This is a genomic window from Pedobacter sp. GW822-FHT03F06, from assembly GCF_058801365.1.
Window position 1 is genome coordinate 1 of the sequence record NZ_JBXANE010000016.1, and the last position, 22,680, is coordinate 22,680.

Consider the following 22,680-nt stretch of genomic DNA (forward strand, 5'->3'; position numbering starts at 1 on the left):
ACGCTTACCAAGCTTTCTTCTTGTAATACTATTTGAAAGAAGAAAAATCAGTTTGATAAACCAAAGGAGATGACGACGCTTTTTATTAGAGTATGCATTGATAGCGTAGTTGAAGGATCCCCGCTACGATCGAGATAACGAAATTTTTCTTTGTGTCTTCGTGGTCAATCCTAATACGAGAGGTTAAAACCTAATTCAGATTAAACTTTTCACTCTGCACCTTAACTGCATTCGAGGCCGAAACAATGGCCACGATCATAATTCCGATTACAATAGCCAAAATAACCTGCAAGGTAGAATATACCTTTGTTCCCGAAACAAAGATCTTTGAACCTTTAATCAGCTCGTTCCCAACTTTAGATTGTATTTTAATCAAGGCCGAAAGTTTAGCCAGTGTTTCATCAACGGCATTTTTCCCCATCGACTCATAAATTATCCTTCCTTCAGCACCCGCTATGTTTATTATTTTCGCCTCCAATCCCTGTTGAACAGTTAATGCTTTTTTAAGGTCGTTTAAAAAATTTTTCTCCTGTTCTACCAATAAAGTAAGTTCATATTTATTAATGACCGAATCTATTTTACGGTTGTGTTTATTCATTTTCACCATACCAGTTGAGGGATGAACAGCACCATTACCTAACAATGTTTCCTGAAGGATTTGATTTTTATAATACAGGTTTTCAGCAATAAAGTATAAATCTGTCGCCGGAACAAGTCTATCATTATACATTGAAATAAAAGATTCGTTAATCTTCTCTACACTTTTATCTTCCAAAAAGCGGATCAACAAGGTGCAGCACATGATGCAGAACAGCAAAAAAGCAATTTTCAGCTTGTTTTTAAGACTAAAGGCAAATTTCATATATAATTGGTTAGTATGTTCACCACAAGGGTACAAAGAAAATCAATCTGTGCAATCCTTAAATCTGTGTAATCACGTTCTAAAAGTAATCCTCCTGCGCGGTCTTCGCGAAAAGCTGAGGCGCAAAATTGACTAAATATAACTCTTTTTTTGCTCGCGTTACCGCAGTATATAACCAGCGGAGAAAATCGAGATCGATCATTTCTTCAGTCAGGTAACCCTGATCAGCAAAAACAGCATCCCACTGTCCACCCTGTGCTTTATGACAGGTTACCGCATAAGCAAACTTAATTTGCAGGGCATTATAAAAAGGATCAGCCTTAATGGCCAACATCCGTTGTCGTTTATTGGCAATATGTTCATAATCTTCATTAAGCCCGTCAAAAAGCTTTTTATTCTGTTCATAAGGCAGATTAGCACTTTCTAAATTGAGGGTATCCAACATTACTTTGCAGCTAATCTGTCCTGCAGCGGGGAAATCCATAAATTCTAAAGTGGCATCGGCAAAACGGAATCCATAACGTTCTTCTTCACCCCTCACGCGGATAACCTTTGCCATATCGCCATTGGCAATAAAAGCAGTATCCTCGTTCTCAGGCAGCCAGAAATAATTGTTCCGCACCACCATAATCTGATCGCCTCCTGTTAATTCTTCTTCGCGGTAAAGCAATCTTGCCCTGATCTGCTGGTTATATACATTGGCCGATTTATTGGAACGGCAAACCACCAGGGTATTTTCCATGCCAAATTTGCGGTAAGCATATTCCAGCCCTTCAACCAAACGCGCACCAGGCATATTATAGATATCGGTATAACTTTTAGTCAGGAATTTAGGCATCGGATTTTCAGGATTTTTAGCAATCTGATTTCTCAACATCGTAGCATTGGCCAAAATACCCGATTTTTTTCCTTGCCTAACCACTTCCTTTAACTCGACAGATGACACGGTTAAGGCAAATTTATCTTTGAGGTACTGTTCGTTCAATGCCGGACTATCTAAACTCCCCACAGGGGGCAGCTGCGCCGTATCGCCCACAAAAAGCAAAAAGCAGTTCTTGGTATTGTATACAAACTCCAGCAGGTCTCTCAATATCGAAGAGCCTGTTTCGTTAAATTCATCGGCAATCATCGAGGCCTCATCGATAATAAACAACGTATTTTCCGAGAGGTTAGGTGCCAATTGAAACTGCATTTCTGGCGATGCTGCTGAGCGTTTGCGGTAAATCCGTTTATGTATGGTTAAAGCTTTTCGGTATGAATACTGGCTCATCACCTTTGCTGCTCTTCCCGTTGGCGCCAGCAGTTCACTACGCAGGTTAAATTGTTTCAAAACCTTCACCAAGGCCGCAACAGAGGTGGTTTTACCCGTACCAGCATAACCCTTAAGCACAAAACAGCGGTACTCGTCATCCTGTTGCAAAAATACCGACATCCGCTCGCAAAAAAGCAATTGCTCCTTGGTAGGTGTATGTTCGTATGCTGAAGCGATAAGCTGGCTTTTATCCGGGATCATTAATGGTTAATTGTTTAAATGGTTAATCGGTTAACTGTTTTCAGGGCGCATGAATAAAACCTGGGTTTTTAGCATCGGCCCAAGTTAACCAAACCGTATTGAAGCGATATCTCCCGATCTAATCGCCTGCTTGTTTTTTGCAAAGGTTTTGATCGGGAATTTAGCGGAAAGACGGACTGTAGCAACCGACTGGCATTACAGTACCTTTTCAAACCAATACAAAGGTTTATGCTCTCTGCGCTGCCAATTACAAAAGTAAGGTTTCGATGCGATGTGCCATTACCATATTTTGTTTTTTACTATAACTAAAAATGGTAAAATGACCATCCTGAGAGGCGACCAAACCAATAGACTGCGGCTGATCGTTAACAAACTGGGCCACAGAGAAGTGCCTGGTCCCTCCGAGCTGTCCGGGATAAAGGATTTTATCTTCGCCACCTACAATGGGCTCCGAAAATGCAATCTGTTCTACGGTTGGTTTGCCTTTAGCACGGCCGATTTTTGCACCAAACGCAATTAGGTCAAATTCTTCATTAATGATCGTTGCACCGTCAACAGCTGTTAAACCGGCTAAATGCTCAACTTCGCGGCGCACAGCCCCCTGAGAGAAAATTTCGCTCTGATTACCGCTTTGTTTCGCCAGATTGGATAATCCACAGAATGGGGGTTCTACCAAATACTGTATCGGGTGGATAATAGATTCTTCCCATTTCGTATCGCCTTTAGGTACAATCAATAAGGCTCCGCCACGGCCATGGGCACGCATAGAAACAGAAAACTGGATCAGGATATTAATGGGGTCGTTCCAGCTGGCTAAAACAGTAAGATCTAATAAGGCCTGCAAAATAGGCGGACAATCTTTATTTGCACAACTGGTATCATCAACAATACGGATCTGCTCTCCTTTAAGTACGGCAACATTGGTAAACTTACCGATGCCATAAATCCTTCGGTGTTTAATTACGATTAATCCAGGCTCAGAAACATCAACAACAAAACAAAAGTTCGGAATGTTAAGGGTTGTACCCCATATATAGAGTTCGCCATCCTCTTCCCAAACGCCTAAGTGAATCCCTGAACGTTCAATCCCAGGCGCAATTTTGGTCAAGGTATTGGCATTTAACGCAAGTTTTTTCGCAAAACGCAATGGTTTCGATGTTTGTTCTGGCGGTAAAAAAGCAATCGAAATCCGTGGCGAATGCCCTTCTTCCTTACGCAAGCTGCTCCAAAAAGCAACATCAATTATCGCTTCAATTATTTTTCGATCCGGTTGAGTAGCCAAATCTATCTCACCCTGTGCAATTGCATTTTTATGCAGTTTAACAAAATGTTGCTCAATAGTTGCTGCAATCGTGTTTGCCGCTTTGTAGGTAGGCTTGTAACTCATGTTCCGAATTTAAGCCGAATATTTCGATTTTTGAATACCCGAAAGGTTTGATTTTGGTAAAAAAACACAGACATTTTTACCACAGATCTTCAAAGATAAACACAGCTATTTTTGATGTTCTTTTAACCGCAAAGCACGCAGAGATAAGATTAAGCACAAAAGCGCAAAGAACCCAGAGTTAACTTCATATTTTGGTCGAATATCAATTCACTCAGGTTTCCGTGAACGCCGCGTTTCCGTGGCAAAAAAACAAAGCACCCAAAAAATTAAGCTCATCTTACTGTTAATCCTTAAAAAAGTCTATTTTTGTTTCAATGAGTAACAATAGTCTCTTATTAGTCGACCCGAATTTTAAAGCTGATGCATCTGCAAACTGCCATTTATTGTTAAAAATAACGAATGACAGCTTTTCTTATGCTGTGGTAGGTAAGGATACAGAAGAGATTAATATCATTTTTGATAAACAAGGTTGTGACGATGTACAAAAAGAACTGAAATCTGCCTTTGAAACCGATAGTTACCTATCATTAAACTATGCAACGGTAAAAGCCGCAATTCATACCTCAAATTTTATTTTTATCCCTGATGAATGGTTTGATGGTGAAAACCTGGCTGTTTATGCTAAGTATTTAGGTTCTGATGCCAAAGTTTACACCAAACACAACGATAAGCTAGGTTTTAATACTGTTTTTTGTTTAGATGAGGATTTAAAAGCAAATCTACCCGAGAAAACAGATTTATTTCCCCAGTCTGAACCATTAATGGTTTTATTTAATCATTTGGCAAACGAATCTTTATTAATCGATTTTACGGCAGTCTCTTTTAATGTACTCTACATAAAAGATAAAAAGGTAGTTTTTCAAAACCATTATCAATCAGAAAACGCTGAGGAATTTAATTATTTCCTGTTGCTGATGATCGAACAGCTGGGCTTAACTGATGCCATCCCTGTTTATTTACAAGGTATTATAAACGAAGATGACGAGCATTATAATTGCTTATTAAAATACTTTAACCAACTTTATTTCTTCTTTCCTGCTGGAAAACAAAGTAGCGAATTATTGGCCGATATGCCTAAGCACTATTTCAGCGGTCTCCTTGCTTTAGATTTATGCGAATAATTGGTGGCAAATTAAAGGGTATCCGTTTGCAGCCCCCTGCAAATTTACCGGTACGCCCAACTACGGATATGGCCAAAGAAGCACTTTTTAATATCCTCAACAACAAATATGATTTCGAAACCTGTTCTGTTTTGGATTTATTCTGTGGTACCGGAAATTTAACTTTTGAGTTTGCCTCACGCGGTGCAGAAAGTATTTTAGCCGTTGATATGGATTACGGCTGCGTAAATTGGGTTAAAAACACCGCAAAACAACACCAGTTTGATCAAGTTGATGTGCGTAAAGGCGATGTATTCAAATTATTAAAACAAATGACTGGCGTTTACGACCTGATCTTTGCCGATCCGCCTTACAATATGCCTAACATTCCACAGATCCCGGTGATGGTAAAGGAACAACAATTGCTTAAACCTGACGGTCTGTTAATTGTAGAACACCAAAGTAACATGAAACTGAACAGCCAGCCCGGCTACACCGAAACCAGAAAATACGGCAATTCGTCTTTCAGCTTTTTTGAGTTATAGTAGTTCAATTGTTCATTGGTCATTAGTTCATTGGTTAATGGCGCATAGTTAATTTATTTTTAGAATTGAGCACACAGCGTGTTGTGGCAGCCTTCAGTCCTGCTTTTCATTGCAAGTCCTCACCCGATAAAGGATCGGGTTCCGGGCTTTCCATTGCAATCAGGCTTAAAATGAACGGTCTGCTCCAGTATAGTGCCATAGATCACCTTAATGTTCTAAATTTCTTAATGGTAGCAAATCCTAACCAAAGACTATTCCGTGCAATCTGTGTTTCCGTGGCAAAAAATACCGAAGCCCCTGAATCGTCATGCTGAATTTGAGATGAATCCAACTTCGTCCTTTCGCTATAAAAATCTATATTTGAATCATGAAGATAGCACTATTTCCAGGCTCATTTGACCCGATCACTATTGCGCACGTAAACATTTTACAACGTGCTACTCCGCTTTTCGATAAAATTGTAGTGGGTATCGGACTAAACAGTTCTAAACAGAATTTCTTAAGTGCAGAGCAGCGTCTTCAGATTTTACAGACTGTTTTTAAAGGCTATCAGAATATAGAAATCCAAACCTATGAAGGCTTAACTGTAGATTTCTGCAGAAAAATAGATGCCACATATATGGTGCGCGGTATCCGTTCAGCTGCTGATTTTGAGTATGAAAGAGCCATTGCGCAGATTAACCAGACCATGATGCCCGAAGTAGAAACCATTTTACTGTTAAGCAAACCAGAATATTCGGCCATTAGCTCTACCATTGTTCGCGATATTTTAAGAAACCATGGCGATGTGAGTCCATTTGTACCTAAAGAAGCACTTAGTTTTTTATAGTTTTAATAATGTGCTGTCAGGTGTTGCCACCTGACAGATAGATGCATTTATGTTTCTAATTTGCATTTAATTTATTTGTGTCAGATAGCGATATCTGACAACACGATCGCCATCATAAACTTCAGCCAATTAAAAAAAATGCCAGTCTGAGCAGAGTCGAAGACTTTTAGTCTATCCTTGTTCATCCTCCTTTACAGTAGTTTAATATTATTTAAATTTAAAATGTAACGTTTTAAAAAATCTGTTACCAATTGGTTATAATATTAAATGAAAGAAACAGAAAACATATTCCTCACCCTGATCAATCAGCACAAAGCCATTATACATAAGATTTCTAAAATGTATATGAACGGTGCAGAAGAACAGCGCGATCTGTTTCAGGAAATCGTATTACAGCTATGGAAAGCCTACCCTACCTTTAGAGGCAAGTCCAAATTTACCACCTGGATGTACCGTGTATGTTTAAATACAGCTTTAATTTACTTTAAGAAGGACAATAGAAAAGTAGATAAAACACCATTGGATGAAAATATTGATGTAATAGATGTAAACGAAAGCGAAGGAAAAGAAGAGAAGCTGGCCTATCTGTACACTGCCGTGCAAGAACTGAATGTGATAGAAAAAGCATTGATATTTCTCTTTCTCGAAAACCAATCGCATCGCGAAATTGCCGAAAACCTGGGTATTAGCGAGGTAAATGCACGGGTTAAACTCAACAGAACTAAAGAAAAATTACAATCCATCATAAAGAAAAACGGTTATGAATTTTGACGATATAAAAAATGAATGGAATGCTGAGAATCCTGAAGGAAACAACATTTCTACAGATATGCTTAAAATAAAACAGGCACATACCCCAATAGATAAAATAAGGGGAAAAATGAAACACGAGTTTTTTTATCAGATCTTCTTTTTGATACTCATGGCCTTTACGCCTTACTTTTTTGGGTTTTCATCGGTAATGAATCAGGTGTTTTTAATGTTTTATGCCATCACCTGCGGATTTACCGCTTATTATTTTTTTAAGTTTTATCTGTTCTATAAAAACTCTTACGATATGAGTTTGGATACGCGCAAAAACATCCTTTGGTTTTTCTACGAAATGAAGCTGAATATCGAACTTTATAAAGCTCTCACCTATATTGTTGCCTTTATCGGCGTCGCGTTCATTGCAATATATTTGTTTATAGAAAAGGCTTCCATTTTCAATAAAATTTTAGCTAAGCTTTCATCGGTATACATCTTATTAAACTGTTTTATTACCATTCTGATTATAGGCGTAATTACCGAGTTATGGGCATGGTATTATTATGGCAAGTATTTAAAACAAGTAAAAAAAGTAGTTGATGAGTTGGATTATGAATAATCTGTGCGGTCAGATATCTGTGCAGTCAGATGTTACCATCTGACTGTTAAAGCACCAATTCCTTAATTTTTAGATAAATTTAGATGTGTCAGATAGAAATATCTGACACCACAAGATAAAGATGCTGAAACAAGTTCAGCAGGACGATCTCTGGATAGAACACTTATAGTATTCCTCCGGCCCTCAGCACATCCATAATTGATGGAAAAGTATTTTTAACTACTGGCGAAATGTGGTTTTTATCTAACCAAACGGCTTCATCAATACCTTCTTCTTTTTGAGGTACCAATTTTGGCTCGCCTTTAACCTTCATTTTGTACCAATTGGTTTTCTTGATCACCATTTTTGTGCCAATGGGATAAACGTGATAGGTTTTACAAAGTTTTTCTTCGCGTTTAAAAACCCTGATTCCGCACTCTTCTTCTACCTCACGAACAGCGGTTTCCTTCATGTTTTCACCTTCCTCCAGCTTTCCTTTGGGCAGATCCCATTTTTTATTTCTAAAAATAAACAGAAAATTGCCATTTGCACTCTCTACCAAACCACCGGCGGCTTTAATAATGGTACAATCTTTCTTTAACTTTTTGAAGGTCTCCTGAGGTTTTTTTGTCAAGAAAATATAGCTCTTTTTAGAACCATTTTTTAGTTTTTTGTAGAATGTTTGCAGATTAAAATCCTGAAATTCCAGTTGTTGAATTTTTTCTTTTTGCTCTGGCAAAAAATCTGAGATATACAAAGTGTTATCGTTGATATAAATTCTATAATTTCTTGGCATATATTTTTAACACACATTAAATAGAGAATGATGCTTTTTTATAGCAACCCGCTCCTTTCCCGATTACATTTAAAGAGTTCTTTCTGCGAAACCTATATATTTTGCAATGCTCTAAAAGTAGAAAAATTGTTGAGTTATTTATAGGATATAAAAAAAGGTTACAACAATTAATGTTGTAACCTTATCTAAATTAACGCTCTCAATCAAAGATTGATGCAAGGCTCTCACCCCTTGCTTGCTACAAATATATAATAATTTATTAAAGAGTTAAAAAAAATTAATATTTAATTCAACAATAAGCCTAAATAGCTAAAAGTCATATACACTAGAATGTAAAAAAAATGGTTAATAATCTGTACAGGAACATGCAATTGGAAAACAATGATGAATAATTCCCTTAACGATAATATTTTTTTATAATTTTAACCTTTTAATCTGCCATGCCCATACCTTCATTATCCGAAACAGATCTGGAAGCATACCGAAACGATCTTTCTAACCCAGAAAAATCAACTGGAGCGCTCTTTATCACATTAACTGGGCTTTATCAGCGTTTTGCCGGCAATGAACAGTTATTGGCCAATTTCGAGCACGCATCCGAACTACAAAGTTTAGAAAATAGTTACGCTTCGAAAAAAGAGCATTACAATAAAGAAATTGCAGAGCTTAAAAGGCAGTTTAAACAATTGGATAACCGTATTATTGCTGCAGAACAAAAGCTTCGTCATGGTATCCCCGACGATTTGATGGTAATGGATAAAATTATAGCCGAGCAAGAATCTATCGTAGAAGATCAGGAAAAGCTTAACAATGCCGAATCATCCATCGTAGAGCAGGTTAGAATAATAGATATAGCGCATGGAAAAGACCTTCAGAAGCTAGAGCAACAACAAAGCAATAGAAATAAACCGCTAAACAGTAAATTCTCTGCTTTTAATGAACAGCTAAAACAAGCAGAAAAACGTATTACATTAAAAGCGAGTGCTATCTCGATTATTGCCATTATCGGTATTCCTTTAATAATAGATATGAGCTTGGTTTCATTAGGATTGCCTGCCTTAAGCAAGAATACCAATAACCTGATCTTTACGCATTATATCTTTTTAATCACACTGATCCTGACCGAATTGTTCCTGGCCGAAAAGATCAGAAGCAGGATTTCGCGGGTGTTATCCATTTCTTACCTTAAAGATTCGCTAGGTACGCTCCAAAATCTGCTGTTGGACAATAAAAAACAGATTTCCAAAGTAGAATCTGATCATAACATCTCCATATCAGAATTTGTAAGGCAAAATTATACGGCCTAGGAAGTTGATCTGTCTGATAAACAAATAGGGGTTTAGAAACCTTTTCAGCCCCAAACCCCTTATTGTTAATGTTATCTGATATTTAGATCTACAGCGTAGCCATATCAATCACAAAGCGGTAACGTACATCGCCTTTTTCCATACGCTCGTAAGCCTGGTGGATATCTTTGATATCAATCAATTCGATATCTGATACGATATTGTTCTCGGCACAGAAATCTAACATTTCCTGAGTTTCGGCAATACCTCCAATACCCGATCCGGCAAGACTTTTTCTACCGCCAAGCAAACTAAAAGCAGCAATTTCTGCCGGTTTAGGTGGAACACCTACACAAATGTGTATGCCATTTGTTCTCAGCAAGGAGAGATACATGTTAAAATCGTGCTCAGCAGATACTGTATCTAAAATAAAATCGAATGTACCTCTGGCAGCTTTAACCTGCTCAGGATCGGTAGTTACCACAAAGTGGTGGGCACCAAGTTTTTTGGCATCTTCTTCTTTCTTTGGTGAGGTACTCAATACCGTTACTTCGGCACCAAAGGCTACACCAAATTTCACAGCCATATGGCCTAAACCACCTAAACCAAGTACCGCCAGTTTATGACCTTTCCCTACTTTCCAGTGTTTTAATGGAGAATAAGTGGTAATACCTGCACATAACAGCGGTGCTACTGCGGCAAGATTTAATTTATCCGATACATGCAGTACAAATTCTTCTCTTACTACAATTGTATCCGAATAGCCACCATAAGTTGGTGTTTTACCATCTCTTTCTAAACTATTGTACGTTTGCGTATTTCCTTCTAAGCAATATTGTTCTAAATCTTGCTTACAGTTTTCGCAAACCTGGCACGAATCTACCATACAACCTGTCCCGGCAAGATCACCTACCTTAAATTTCTTAACATGATCTCCAACCTTTACTACCCTGCCCACAATTTCATGACCAGGAACCATCGGGAATATCCCGGGAAACCAATCATTTTTTATCTGGTGCAGATCTGAATGGCAAACCCCACAGAAAAGTATCTCGAACTGAACATCGTGAGGTCCTACTTCCCGGCGCTCAAAATTCCAGGGTGCAAGATCTGTCTCGGCATTTTGTGCCGCATATCCTTTTGTTGCTATCATAAAAATTCAAATTTATTTTACCATAACAAATGTAAACAGCACTTTGTTAAGAACAATTACGCAAATCAAATAAATCATTGCAAAATTCAAACAATGCTGTTACAACATCAGCCCATTTAGTAAGGCGTATTGAAGGAGCATAATCGTTTTCCCATCTCTTATTTCACCACTTTTTACCATCTCCAGGGCTTTTTCAAATGGTAATTCCAAAACTTCTATATCTTCATTTTCTTCTTTAAGGCCACCGCCACAATGCAATTTCATTTCGCTCGAATATGCAGCCACAAAAAAGTACAATAATTCGGTAACCGAACCTGGAGACATATAGGCTTCGAAAACTTTTTCTACCTGATCGATCCTAAATCCAGTTTCTTCTTCAGTTTCCCTCCTGATGCAATCCTCAGCATTATCCTGATCCAACAATCCGGCACAGCATTCAATCAGATAACCCGTGTCATTTCCATTAATAAAAGTCGGAATTCTAAATTGACGGGTAAGCACAACTGTTTTATATTGCTTATTATACAATAAGATTGTGGCACCATTCCCCCTATCATAAGCTTCACGCGCTAAAGTAGATTTAGCGCCATTAGTTCCCGTCATCTCGAAACTTACCTTTTTAAGCGTGTACCAGTTATCGGATAAAATTTGAGTGTTCAGGATATTAATATTTTTCATATTTGATCGTTATTGATTTATTATGATTATTTTTGATCAAATTAAATCATTATTTATGACTTTTCAAAAAAGAGCACATAAAATCCTAGAACTTTTAGAGGAGCTTGGCGAAGTAGAGATCAGACAATTGGCAGCAGAAATAGGTGTTTCTGAAGTTACCATAAGAAGGGATCTTGCAAATATGGCAACAAACGGACTGCTGTACCGTACACATGGTGGGGCCATGAAAGTAAGTGAGTTAATAAAACCAGTATCATTTATTAATAAGGCAGCAATTAATTTTAAAGCTAAAGATGCGCTCTGTAAAAGGGCTGCAGAAGATATTAATGATGGCGATGTTATATTCATCGACTGTGGAAGTACAGTTTTTAGGTTATGCCAATTTATCAGAAACAAAAAAATAAAAGTAATTACCAATTCCATACCTGTAGTTAATGAGTTGCAAAATAGTGCCGTAACCATTAACCTGATTGGTGGTGAAGTTGATCCGATCAGGCAGGCAGTTCATGGAGCAATGTCACTTGAGCATATAGGCAGATATCGCGCTTCAAAAGCTTTTTTAGGTGTGGATGGAATTACTGCCGAGGCACTATATGCCGGAAGTGAGCACGAAGCTTCGAATACTTTGGCTATGGCATCGCAAAGTGATTGTACTTACATGTTATGCGATGCCAGCAAAATAGGAAAAACTTCATATCTAAAGTTTAATGATTTATCATTGGTAAATATTTTGGTTACAGATTATAATGGGCCTGAAATAACAGCATTCCAGTCAAAAGGGATCTCAGTATATGCTGTAACGCATTAATATTATAGGGGTCTCAATCATTAGGAGAAAAATCCATGTGTGATTTCTACAACCGCATCATCAGCATAAAAAAAGATGGTAAAGAAGCTTGGAGCCTGTGTAATTGCTAAAATATCTTCACGTTTAATATGGTTCTCGTTGATAAAAAGGGTAAGGCGCTCATGCGAACTGAAATAATCGGATTTTAAAACAATCATAATTTTAAGATTTTGATTAAGACGGCTAGGCCCAATCAATGTTACAATATCCATACGGATTAAAGGTAATTTCCAGCTAAGGCAAATAGCTTTGCAAGAATCGTTTCCTGTTTCAAAATGTATCGTGAGTTTTAATTTTCCTTCTTTTTTTAATACACTTAGGGTGTTGCCAATTGTTGTTATAACTTCAGGTAAACTTTGTTTATCTGCAAGTATTTTCCTTATTTCCGGCTCCAAAATATTTTTAGTTTGGCAAACTATGATCAAGAGTAAAATGGCCAGCAAAATTTTGTTCATTTTCATAAAATATGTCTTTATTACCAGCAAAATTAACTTGGCTAAAGGCTGCAAAATAGGATGAATCGGAACGGAATTTACCTTGTTTTAAGCCCTATTTATGTCTATTTGAAACACCATAAATTAGAAAAAACCTAAATCAAAAATCGTCAGCGCGGGGAACGAAGATAACCGAGCGAAGCGAGCTCATGAATGCCTTTAAAAACAACTGCAAAAATGAATAATCTTACCACTATCGCTACCAGCGAGTGTATTAAGATTGCTTTCCCGAAGGTCGGGACAGGTTGTCGGCTGAAAAAGCTTTCTCGCAATAACGATCTCCAGAATCTTGTTATATTTTCAGGCTTTCAGATCTTCGGTCATACTTCCGCCCCAAAAGCATGGTCGATAACAATTTTCCATGTACCATCTTTGCTTTGCTTCATTAGCTCGATGCCTTTTGCACTAACCTTTACTTCTTCGCCATCGGAGATATTCCATTCTGATCGTCCTAGAGCGAGATTTCCGGTTTGCATGCAGTACACTGTTTTAATTTCCATCGTGCCCTTAACAGATAAAATGGACTTAACAGCTTCTTCAAACTGTTTCTGTCCTGATACAGGTTTGCGGGGTTCTGGAACAATGATACCCGAGGTATCGTACATACTAAGAACAGTGGCCACATCGCCAGTATTAAATGCGGCAGCTAATGCCGAGTGGACATCTTTTGCCCTTTTTGGTAAATTCATATTGATTTTTATTAATGTTTACGAAAAAATGCTGGAGAATTCTTGTTCTGCCAATATTTTTCTGGCCAGTTGACCTGCATGATCATATATTTTATTGAAGAAGAATCCACCCATACTGATACGCTTAACCCCAAGCGATTCCAGCGCGCTAAATCCTGGAAGATCGGGCATGCACATTATATTGATGGGAAGTGAAGTAGATTGAACTACAGCAGCAATATCACTACTTTCGGTAATGCAAGGCACAAAAATCCCATCTGCTCCTGATTCCTGATAAAATTTAATACGTTTTTTAGTTTCCGCTAAAGCGTTTGGCAATCCCAGGAGAAAAGCATCCGTCCTGATATTCAGAAAGATATTCAGTTTCTTTTTATTGATGTGCTCAGCCACCGCAGCAACTGTTTCTGCAAACGAAGCTGCCGGCACCAAACTTCTCTTGTCGCCCGGTAAAGTATCTTCGAGATTAATCCCCACTGCGCCACAATCGTGTAGTTTTTCTACATTTTCTAAAATGCCCTGTAGGTCGCGGCTATACCCAGCCTCCATATCAACGGTAAGTGGAATATCAACCACGCTGGTAATGCGCTTTGTTATACGGAGCAAATCTTCAAAGGGCAGGTTTTCTCCATCTGGGTAACCCAAGGCATTCGAAATGGCCTGACTGGAAATGCCAATGGCCCTAAAACCATTGGTTTGAAAGATTTCTGCACTTTTCACATCCCATACATTTCCTATTAAAATTGGGGCGGTATTTTTGTGCAGATGTTTAAATGTTTCAAAAGAATTCATAAGCTATATCTTGTTTTAATTGATTATACATCAAAGATATAGCCCTTAAAAATCAACGGATTGTACAAATCCGAACAAAATAAAATTTATGGAAAAAGCAGCTGGTTTACCGGAGTAAGGTTATCAAGGTAACTCGAAGGAGTAAGTCCGGTAAAGGACTTAAAGTCTCTTATAAAATGTGATTGATCAAAATATCCGCAGGCATAAGCAATATTGGTAAATGGCTCCTCGTTTTTTGAAATCATCTTTAAACTCTGCTGAAAACGGTTAATTTTATCGTAAGATTTTGGCGAAAGCCCGGTATGCTGATGCAATAACCGTTGCAAATAACGTGTAGTGATATTATGCCTTGATGCGATATAGGTAATATTGCTTCCCGACGCATCTTTTAGGATGCTATTTAAGATATCGGCTACTTTATTGATATGAAAGGACTTCTTTTCATGACTGATCAGTCTTTTCAACAAAAATGCCTCTAAAAGATCGATCCTTTTTTGTTCACCCTCGGTTTCCAGCAGTTTTTGATGGAGCACATCTGCACTTCCTCCGGTCACATCCCGAAGATCGGTAATCGAGTCGTTAAAAACCCCCATCTGATCATTAAAAAAGTATGATGCCGAATGTGTATAAAATTTGATGCCGAGCATAAAATGTTTACCTACCGACCGGATAGCAAGCGGTTTTGTAATTTGCCCCCAAAGTTCAATTTTTGGTGTTTTCTTAAAAACATGGTTTACGAGCGATTCCCAACTGCCATCCCCCAGATTAAAGATTACCTCCATATCCCCACTGGGAAATACTACATCCTCAAAAGTCGAATCGGCATCCGACTTGAAAATATAATAATGCCTGATATAAGGTTTTAAGGGATCTGAAGGTAAAAACTGTTTAAATTCCATATATGCCAATTGATTACAAGATCGTAAAATTAGGGCAATTCCAAGCCCCAAGATTGTAAAAATCGGAACAAATTATACCTTGTTGAGACCATTAAGTGCTGTAATCAAAGTGTCGAAGCTTAAAAACAATCCTTTACCGCAACAACATATCTCAAAGATATTTTAAGCCCTGATATTCTTTATCACACTGATTTACAAGGAGTGGCAAGAAATAGCTTTTACCATCCATCAAAATTTCCGATATTTGTATCATTTGGAAGTCGTGATTAAATTCAAATCCCGACATTTTCTTTCCTCGCTAAAACAAGTGGGGCTTAATAAACGTTATGACAAACACAAATAAATCTGTAATTTTGAGCCATGTATAATAAAAGTGATATTGAATTAAAGGTAGCGGAATTTTTATTACAGATAAAAGCAATCAAATTACAGCCAAATAATCCTTTTACCTGGGCATCTGGCTGGAAATCGCCAATTTATTGCGACAACAGAATTACCCTTTCCCACCCTCAGGTTAGAACTTACATCCGTCAGAAACTTGCACAGGCCATTCAGGAAGAGTTTGGTTCGGTAGATGTTATTGCAGGTGTTGCAACCGCTGGAATCCCTCAAGGTGTTTTAGTAGCTCAAGAACTTGGCTTACCTTTTATCTACGTAAGAGCGAAGGCTAAAGAACATGGCACTGGAAGTTTAATTGAAGGAGAAGTAGTAGAAGGTCAACGTGTGGTGGTTATCGAAGATTTAATTTCAACCGGAAAAAGCAGTTTACAAGCTGTTGATGCATTAAGAGCTGCAGGTTTATCGGTAGCCGGCTTAGCCGCAATTTTCACTTACGGTTTCGAAAAAGCAGACGAAAATTTCGCTGCTGCAAAATGTCGTTACTTAACCTTATCAAACTATGGCGCTTTAATCGATTATGCTGCCGAGCACAGCATTATTGCCAAAAGTGATATGGAATTATTAAGTAAATGGCGTTTAAACCCTTCAGAATGGGGACAAGGACAAGTTTTGAGTTCGGAGTCTTAAGTTTGGAGTTAAAACCAAAAACTATAAAAAATATATAATGACTGTTATTGAAAGCGCAGTAGAGGTAAATAAACCAGTTGCAGAGGTTTATACATTTCTATCTAATATGAACAATCATCAGCAACTGATGCCAGAAAATATTTACAACTGGGAATCTACAGAAGATGATGCAAGGTTTACCATCCAAAATATGGCAAAATTGGCCATTAAGATTTCGAGCCGTATCGAAAATCAGGAAATAATAGCAATTCCGAGTGAAAAAGCACCTTTCGATGTAGAATTAAAGTGGACTGTAGCCGATAACGGAAACGGAACAACTACAGCTAAACACATTATCTCAGCTGATTTGAACATGATGATGAAAATGCTGGCATCTGGTCCGCTACAAAAACTGGCCGATCACCAAACAGAAAAACTGAAAGAAATATTAGGGTAATTGATTACACCGATTTAATTGATTACACAGATAAATGAGACGAGTTAAACCTCGTCTTTTTTTATGCGTAAAAATTCCATTGCGTTCTTTTATCAGCACATTATTTTAATACCTTAGTTTTAGAATAACCTTTAAACTATGAACCTCAGATTTTTCCAGGTAACTGCTTTATTTCTTGCCCTTGCTCCTATTTCCAAAACACTTGCTCAATCCGTTACAGCCTTAAAAACCGAATATTTAGTTAACCCAATCGGTTTAGATAATCCAAATCCGCGTTTTACATGGCAAATGAACGATGCCCGCCAAGGAGCTAAACAAACGGCTTACCGTGTTCTGGTAGATACCGATTCGGCTTCGCTTGTTAAAACCAGTGCAAAACTTTGGAATACTGGCTGGGTTACATCAGCTGATAACCTGATTATTTATTCGGGCCAGCTACTAAAACCTTTTACTAAATATTATTGGAGGGTTGATATTGCTGATGGAAGCCAAAAAAAATCAGACAATGCTTATATCGCCAGCTTTGAAACCGGCATGATGAAAATGGAAAACTGGCAAGGTGCATGGATTTCGGATAATGAAAACACCAAGCTTAAACCTGCGCCCTATTTCCGAAACACCTTTACTACGGTTAAAAAGATCAAATCGGCCAGGGCTTACATCGCTGCAGCTGGCTTGTACGAAATATCCATCAATGGCAAAAAAATCGGCAACCACCGCATGGACCCCATGTATACCCGTTTTGATAGACGAACATTATACGTTACCTACGATGTGACCCACGCCATTAGCAAAGGCAAAAATGCTATTGGCGTACTGCTGGGCAATGGTTGGTACAACCACCAATCGACCGCTGTATGGTATTTCGACCGCGCCCCATGGCGCAATAGGCCAACTTTTTGTCTTGATGTGCGCATTACTTACGAAGATGGCACAACCGAAACCATTAAATCGGGTAAAGAATGGAAAACAGCTTTAAGCCCGATTATTTTTAATAGTATTTATACCGCCGAACATTACGATGCCCGTCTGGAAAAAGCAGGCTGGAACATGCCAGATTTTGACGATACAGATTGGAAAAATGTGATGTACCGTTCAGCGCCATCTAAAAATATTGTTGCACAGGCCATGCACCCCATCCGCAATGTTGAAGAAATAGCCAGCAAAAGTTTAAAAAAGTTTAACGATACCACTTATCTTTTCGACCTGGGCAGGAATATTTCTGGTGTAAGTAAAATCACGGTAAGCGGACCGGCAGGAACTGTTCTAAAACTGAAACATGGCGAGCGTTTATACCCTAACGGACACGTAGACATCTCGAATATTGATGCCCATTATCGTCCAACTGATAATACTGATCCATTTCAGACGGATATCCTGATTTTGAATGGGAAAGGCGAACAAAGTTTTATGCCACATTTCAATTATAAGGGTTTTCAATATGTAGAAGTGAGCAGCTCTGCTCCTATTGAATTGAAAAAAGAAGATCTTACAGGTTATTTTATGCACAGTGATGTACCAGTTGTTGGAAATGTTAAATCTTCAGCGCCGATCATCAATAAAATCTATTACGCCACCAATAATTCTTACCTATCAAATCTTTTTGGCTACCCTACAGATTGTCCGCAGAGAGAGAAAAACGGCTGGACAGGCGACGCACAGATTGCGATAGAAACAGGGCTTTATGGTTTTGACGGCATTACCATTTACGAAAAATGGCTCGCCGATCACCGCGATGAGCAACAGCCGAATGGTGTTTTACCTTCCATTATCCCTACCGATGGCTGGGGTTACGAGTGGGGCAACGGCCCCGATTGGACGAGTACAATTGCCATTATCCCATGGAATGTTTACCTGTTTTATGGAGACAAAAAACTGCTTGCCGATTGTTACGGAAACATCAGAAAATACGTGAACCATATTGATGAAACCTACCCAACTGGTTTAACCACCTGGGGTTTGGGCGATTGGATCCCAGTAAAATCTAAATCTCCTGTCGAACTTACCTCTACCTGTTACTATTATGCTGATGTGCTTATTTTGGCCAAGGCAGCAAAAATTTTAGGTAAAAACGATGATTATGAAAAGTACATGGCCCTGGCTAAAAAAATTAAAGATGCTTTTAATGCCAAGTATTTGAATAAAGAAAAAGGAATTTATGCTTCTGGTGTACAGACTGAAATGAGTGTTCCGCTTTATTGGAAAATTGTTCCGGAAGAATCGGTTGCCTTAGTGGCCCAAAATTTAGCCAAACGAGTAGAAGCCGATGGTTTCCACCTAGATGTGGGATTATTGGGTACAAAAGCTATTTTAAATGCGCTGAGCGAAAATGGTTACAGCGATATTGCCTACAAAGTTGCTGCTCAAAAAACCTATCCGAGCTGGGGCTGGTGGATGGAAAACGGAGCCACCACTTTATACGAGAACTGGCCCATTGATGCAAAATCGGATATATCGATGAACCACATTATGTTCGGAGAAATTGGTGCCTGGTTATACAAATCGCCAGGTGGTATCAAACCAGATGAAAAACAGCCTGGCTTTAAACATGTAATATTGGATCCGCACATTATGGAAGGCCTAAATTCTTTTGAGGCTAGCCATATTGGTCCGTATGGTAAAATTATAAGTGCATGGAAAAGAGTTAATAACGGAATCAGGTACGATATTACCATTCCTGCCAACTCCACCGCTACCTTTAATGTACCGAATACAAGTGGTATGAGTGTTTATGTCAATGGTAAAATGACTAATAACACCAAAATAGATTTAGCAGCTGGTAAGTATGTAATTGAGCATAAAACCCAACAATAATTCAGACCTCGTAGGTTTTTGAAACCTGCGAGGTCTAAACCTACAAGACTAATTAATCACATACCTAGATCCAATGAGGTGACTTAGGTAGTCAATATTTTTTTTTTAGAAAAGCAGGGTTCGGTGCTTTTAGGTTATGAAAGTCCTGCTATACCTCCAAGTCCTCACTCATTCTTCGCTCCGGGCTTTCCGTTCTATCAGGTTTATTTAACAAATTCAGTGGTTTTTGGCCATACATCATGCAGGCCTCGATATATCTTACAACGGTAAATACCGCGTTAGGGATTGTAAGGGTTCAGTAACGATCCTTCATCGGTACCGGAGCGCAGCGCAGCCCTGAAAAGCCCGGGCCCTTGCGCAGCTTGGGTTACGCCCAAATCAGTTAACAGTTGGCAATTCACAACACAAACTCCCAATACGACAAATTTTCAGTATAAACAATTAATTATCAGCAATTTAGTCATTAAAAACAAAATCTTACCGACAAAATTTCCGATTGTAAAATCAAAACCGCTGTGGCATTTGTTTTGACTTAAACGGGAATATGAACTTCAACAATTTTACTATAAAAGCCCAGGAAGCAGTTCAACAGGCTTCTGAAATAGCCCAAGGCAATCAGCAACAGGCTATTGAAACGGCACACCTGCTTAAAGGTTTGCTTACTGTTGATGAAAACGTAGTTTCTTATGTTTTAAAGAAACTGAACGTTAACCTAAATTCACTAAATCAAAACTTAGATGCAGAGATTGCCAAGTTCCCGAAAGTAAGCGGAAGTAATGTCTATCTGTCATCTAATGCCAATAGCGCCTTGCAGAAAGCGCAAACATTTTTAAAAGAATTTAAAGATGAATTTGTGTCTGTAGAGCATTTATTGTTAGGCATATTAGCCGTTAACGATAGCACTTCGAAATTATTAAAAGAACAGGGCGTTAACGAAAAAGACCTTAAAAAAGCCATTGTAGAATTGCGTGGCGATAATCGTGTAACGGATCAAAACGCCGAAGCTACTTACCAGGCCTTAAGCAAATATGCAAGGAATTTAAACGAATATGCCGAGAGCGGAAAGCTTGATCCGGTGATCGGCCGCGATGAAGAAATCCGCCGCGTGATCCAGATTTTATCGCGCAGAACCAAGAACAACCCGATTTTAATTGGTGAGCCTGGTGTGGGTAAAACAGCCATTGCGGAAGGAATTGCTTTTAGGATTATTAAAGGTGATGTACCTGAAAATTTAAAGAGCAAAGTGGTTTACTCGCTTGATATGGGTTCACTTATTGCAGGTGCAAAATATAAAGGCGAGTTCGAAGAACGTTTAAAAGCTGTGGTTAAAGAAGTTACCCAGAGCGATGGCGAAATCGTACTGTTTATTGATGAGATCCACACTTTGGTAGGTGCTGGTGGTGGCGAAGGTGCAATGGATGCAGCGAACATTTTAAAACCTGCCCTTGCCCGTGGAGAATTGCGTGCCATTGGTGCGACAACTTTAGATGAATATCAAAAATATTTAGAAAAGGATAAAGCACTAGAACGCCGTTTCCAAAAAGTAATGGTTGAAGAACCAGATACGCAGGATGCGATTTCTATCCTCCGTGGATTGAAAGAACGTTACGAAACACACCATAAGGTAAGGATTAAAGATGAAGCAATTATTGCAGCTGTAGAAATGAGTCAGCGCTATATTTCAGACCGTTTCTTGCCAGATAAGGCCATCGATTTAATGGATGAGGCTGCATCTAAATTGCGCATGGAGATGGACAGTGTGCCAGAAAATGTGGATGCTTTAGATCGTGAAATTATGCGTTTAGAGATTGAACGTGAAGCCATTAAGCGTGAAAAAGACGACAGGAAAGTTAAAGAGCTTTCAGAAGAAATTGCCAACCTATCAGCCGAGCGTGATGAATTTAAAGCCAAATGGCAAGGTGAGAAAGACCTGGTAGATGCAGTAAACAACGAGTTAGAGCAGATTGAGCACTATAAATTAGAAGCTGAGCAGGCAGAACGCGCAGGCGATTACGGTAAAGTAGCCGAAATCCGTTACGGAAAAATTAAAGAGGCCCAGGATAAAGTTGAAAAACTGAAAGCCGATTTAGAAAGCCAGCAAAGCGATAGCCGTATGCTTAAGGAAGAAGTTACAGCTGATGATATTGCAGGCGTAGTTGGCCGCTGGACAGGCATTCCGGTTACCAAACTGATTGCCAGTGAACGCGAAAAACTACTTCATTTAGAAGAAGAATTACACCAGCGTGTGGCTGGGCAGGATGAAGCAATCGAAGCCATTTCTGATGCGATCCGTCGCTCGCGTGCAGGCTTGCAGGATAAACGTAAACCAATCGGCTCTTTCATCTTTTTAGGTACAACCGGAGTGGGTAAAACCGAGCTTGCGAAAGCATTGGCAGAATTTTTATTCAACGATGAAAATGCATTAACACGTATCGATATGAGTGAATATCAGGAACGTCATGCAGTTTCACGTTTAATTGGAGCGCCTCCGGGCTATGTTGGTTACGATGAAGGCGGGCAGTTAACCGAGGCCGTTAGGCGTAAACCTTACTCTGTAGTATTGCTTGATGAAATTGAAAAAGCGCATCCGGATGTATTTAATATCCTGTTGCAGGTGTTGGATGATGGACGTTTAACCGATAATAAAGGAAGGACGGTGAATTTCAAAAACACCATCATCATCATGACCTCAAACATTGGCGCACATTTAATTCAGGATAACTTTAAAAACTTAAGCGATGAAAACCGCGAGGAAGTAATTGCGAAAACCAAAAACGAATTGTTTGAAGTATTAAAGCAGACCATTCGTCCGGAGTTTTTGAACAGGATTGATGAGCTGATTATGTTTACACCGTTAAACCGTAGCGAAATCAGAAATATTGTAAGCTTGCAGTTTAAACATGTACAGCAAACATTGGCCGAAATGGGTATAGAAATGGATGCCAGTGATGAAGCTTTAGATTGGTTGGCACAATTGGGTTACGATCCACAGTTTGGTGCCAGGCCGTTAAAAAGGGTCATCCAAAAAAGAATCCTAAATGAGTTGTCGAAAGAGATATTGGCAGGTAAGATAGATAAAGACAGCAAAATTAAGTTGGATATGTTCGATCATAACTTTGTGTTCCTGAACCAAAACGTTGATTAATACATACTGATCAAATCCCGTCTCAATTAAATTGGGGCGGGATTTTT

The 22,680-nt window shown here is 38.8% G+C and carries 21 protein-coding genes; 11 read left to right on the forward strand and 10 right to left on the reverse strand.

Translation table 11 applies throughout. From position 1 onward, the window contains the following. Positions 1-190: 190 nt before the first annotated feature. The 3 genes from AC1RJ8_RS22525 to AC1RJ8_RS22535 form a co-directional block, all read right to left on the reverse strand. Complete coding sequence (locus tag AC1RJ8_RS22525; protein WP_492955887.1) at positions 191-862, reverse strand: MCP four helix bundle domain-containing protein; 672 nt, start codon at positions 860-862, stop codon at positions 191-193. A 79-nt stretch (positions 863-941) separates the two neighbouring features. Beyond that, complete coding sequence (locus AC1RJ8_RS22530) at positions 942-2,375, reverse strand: ATP-dependent DNA helicase (protein ID WP_492955886.1); 1,434 nt, start codon at positions 2,373-2,375, stop codon at positions 942-944. Between the two features lie 247 nt (positions 2,376-2,622). Continuing rightward, a complete protein-coding gene (locus AC1RJ8_RS22535; RefSeq protein ID WP_029279299.1) occupies positions 2,623-3,762 on the reverse strand; it encodes a putative sensor domain DACNV-containing protein in 1,140 nt (379 codons plus the stop codon). Between the two features lie 314 nt (positions 3,763-4,076). Here AC1RJ8_RS22535 and AC1RJ8_RS22540 point away from each other — a divergent pair, with 314 nt between their 5' ends. The 5 genes from AC1RJ8_RS22540 (at position 4,077) to AC1RJ8_RS22560 (ending at position 7,602) form a co-directional block, all read left to right on the forward strand. Then, a complete protein-coding gene (locus AC1RJ8_RS22540; RefSeq protein WP_492955885.1) occupies positions 4,077-4,883 on the forward strand; it encodes a DUF3822 family protein in 807 nt (268 codons plus the stop codon). Beyond that, complete coding sequence (gene rsmD, locus AC1RJ8_RS22545) at positions 4,874-5,407, forward strand: 16S rRNA (guanine(966)-N(2))-methyltransferase RsmD (RefSeq protein ID WP_492955884.1); 534 nt, start codon at positions 4,874-4,876, stop codon at positions 5,405-5,407. Before AC1RJ8_RS22540 ends, rsmD begins: the two co-directional genes overlap by 10 nt. A gap of 367 nt (positions 5,408-5,774) precedes the next feature. Then, entirely contained in the window at positions 5,775-6,236 is a 462-nt protein-coding gene (gene coaD / locus AC1RJ8_RS22550; protein WP_029279302.1) for a pantetheine-phosphate adenylyltransferase, read from the forward strand. 267 nt (positions 6,237-6,503) lie between these two features. Beyond that, positions 6,504-7,007 (forward strand): RNA polymerase sigma factor, encoded by a 504-nt coding sequence (locus tag AC1RJ8_RS22555; protein ID WP_492955883.1) that lies wholly within the window; start codon positions 6,504-6,506, stop codon positions 7,005-7,007. Further along, positions 6,997-7,602, forward strand: a complete 606-nt coding sequence (locus AC1RJ8_RS22560) for a hypothetical protein (protein ID WP_492955882.1) — start codon at positions 6,997-6,999, stop codon at positions 7,600-7,602. Before AC1RJ8_RS22555 ends, AC1RJ8_RS22560 begins: the two co-directional genes overlap by 11 nt. Before the next feature lie 163 nt (positions 7,603-7,765). Here AC1RJ8_RS22560 and AC1RJ8_RS22565 read toward each other — a convergent pair whose 3' ends face one another. After that, positions 7,766-8,377, reverse strand: coding sequence for an NUDIX hydrolase (locus AC1RJ8_RS22565; protein ID WP_492955881.1), 612 nt, complete (start codon positions 8,375-8,377; stop codon positions 7,766-7,768). Between the two features lie 440 nt (positions 8,378-8,817). On the opposite strand from AC1RJ8_RS22565, the gene AC1RJ8_RS22570 reads away from it, so the two are divergent. Further along, positions 8,818-9,684, forward strand: a complete 867-nt coding sequence (locus AC1RJ8_RS22570; protein WP_492955880.1) for a hypothetical protein — start codon at positions 8,818-8,820, stop codon at positions 9,682-9,684. An 88-nt stretch (positions 9,685-9,772) separates the two neighbouring features. On the opposite strand, the gene AC1RJ8_RS22575 is transcribed toward AC1RJ8_RS22570, so the two are convergent. Both AC1RJ8_RS22575 and nudK read right to left on the reverse strand, forming a co-directional pair. Next, the gene (locus tag AC1RJ8_RS22575; RefSeq protein ID WP_492955879.1) at positions 9,773-10,816 is read right to left on the reverse strand and encodes an NAD(P)-dependent alcohol dehydrogenase; all 1,044 of its coding nucleotides are present in this window, start codon (positions 10,814-10,816) and stop codon (positions 9,773-9,775) included. Positions 10,817-10,915: 99 nt separating this feature from the next. Beyond that, a complete protein-coding gene (gene nudK, locus AC1RJ8_RS22580) occupies positions 10,916-11,494 on the reverse strand; it encodes a GDP-mannose pyrophosphatase NudK (RefSeq protein ID WP_492955878.1) in 579 nt (192 codons plus the stop codon). Between the two features lie 55 nt (positions 11,495-11,549). Here nudK and AC1RJ8_RS22585 point away from each other — a divergent pair, with 55 nt between their 5' ends. Continuing rightward, positions 11,550-12,302, forward strand: a complete 753-nt coding sequence (locus AC1RJ8_RS22585) for a DeoR/GlpR family DNA-binding transcription regulator (protein ID WP_492955877.1) — start codon at positions 11,550-11,552, stop codon at positions 12,300-12,302. A 20-nt stretch (positions 12,303-12,322) separates the two neighbouring features. On the opposite strand, the gene AC1RJ8_RS22590 is transcribed toward AC1RJ8_RS22585, so the two are convergent. The 4 genes from AC1RJ8_RS22590 to AC1RJ8_RS22605 form a co-directional block, all read right to left on the reverse strand. After that, positions 12,323-12,802, reverse strand: coding sequence for a hypothetical protein (locus tag AC1RJ8_RS22590; protein WP_493008063.1), 480 nt, complete (start codon positions 12,800-12,802; stop codon positions 12,323-12,325). A 353-nt stretch (positions 12,803-13,155) separates the two neighbouring features. Further along, positions 13,156-13,524 (reverse strand): YybH family protein, encoded by a 369-nt coding sequence (locus tag AC1RJ8_RS22595; protein WP_492955875.1) that lies wholly within the window; start codon positions 13,522-13,524, stop codon positions 13,156-13,158. Between the two features lie 18 nt (positions 13,525-13,542). Next, positions 13,543-14,313, reverse strand: coding sequence for an isocitrate lyase/PEP mutase family protein (locus AC1RJ8_RS22600; RefSeq protein WP_492955874.1), 771 nt, complete (start codon positions 14,311-14,313; stop codon positions 13,543-13,545). A gap of 86 nt (positions 14,314-14,399) precedes the next feature. Next, positions 14,400-15,212 carry a helix-turn-helix domain-containing protein gene (locus tag AC1RJ8_RS22605; protein WP_492955873.1) on the reverse strand — a complete coding sequence of 271 codons (813 nt, stop codon included), beginning with the start codon at positions 15,210-15,212 and terminating at the stop codon, positions 14,400-14,402. A gap of 360 nt (positions 15,213-15,572) precedes the next feature. Here AC1RJ8_RS22605 and pyrE point away from each other — a divergent pair, with 360 nt between their 5' ends. From pyrE to clpB, 4 genes are all read left to right on the forward strand, one after another. Continuing rightward, positions 15,573-16,238 carry an orotate phosphoribosyltransferase gene (pyrE, locus tag AC1RJ8_RS22610; protein ID WP_492955872.1) on the forward strand — a complete coding sequence of 222 codons (666 nt, stop codon included), beginning with the start codon at positions 15,573-15,575 and terminating at the stop codon, positions 16,236-16,238. A 37-nt stretch (positions 16,239-16,275) separates the two neighbouring features. After that, positions 16,276-16,674: an SRPBCC family protein gene (locus AC1RJ8_RS22615; protein ID WP_492955871.1), complete on the forward strand. Its 399-nt coding sequence runs from the start codon at positions 16,276-16,278 to the stop codon at positions 16,672-16,674. Positions 16,675-16,812: 138 nt separating this feature from the next. Then, positions 16,813-19,488 (forward strand): alpha-L-rhamnosidase, encoded by a 2,676-nt coding sequence (locus AC1RJ8_RS22620; protein ID WP_492955870.1) that lies wholly within the window; start codon positions 16,813-16,815, stop codon positions 19,486-19,488. Positions 19,489-20,032: 544 nt separating this feature from the next. Continuing rightward, positions 20,033-22,633 carry an ATP-dependent chaperone ClpB gene (gene clpB / locus AC1RJ8_RS22625; protein WP_492955869.1) on the forward strand — a complete coding sequence of 867 codons (2,601 nt, stop codon included), beginning with the start codon at positions 20,033-20,035 and terminating at the stop codon, positions 22,631-22,633. Positions 22,634-22,680 lie beyond the last annotated feature (47 nt).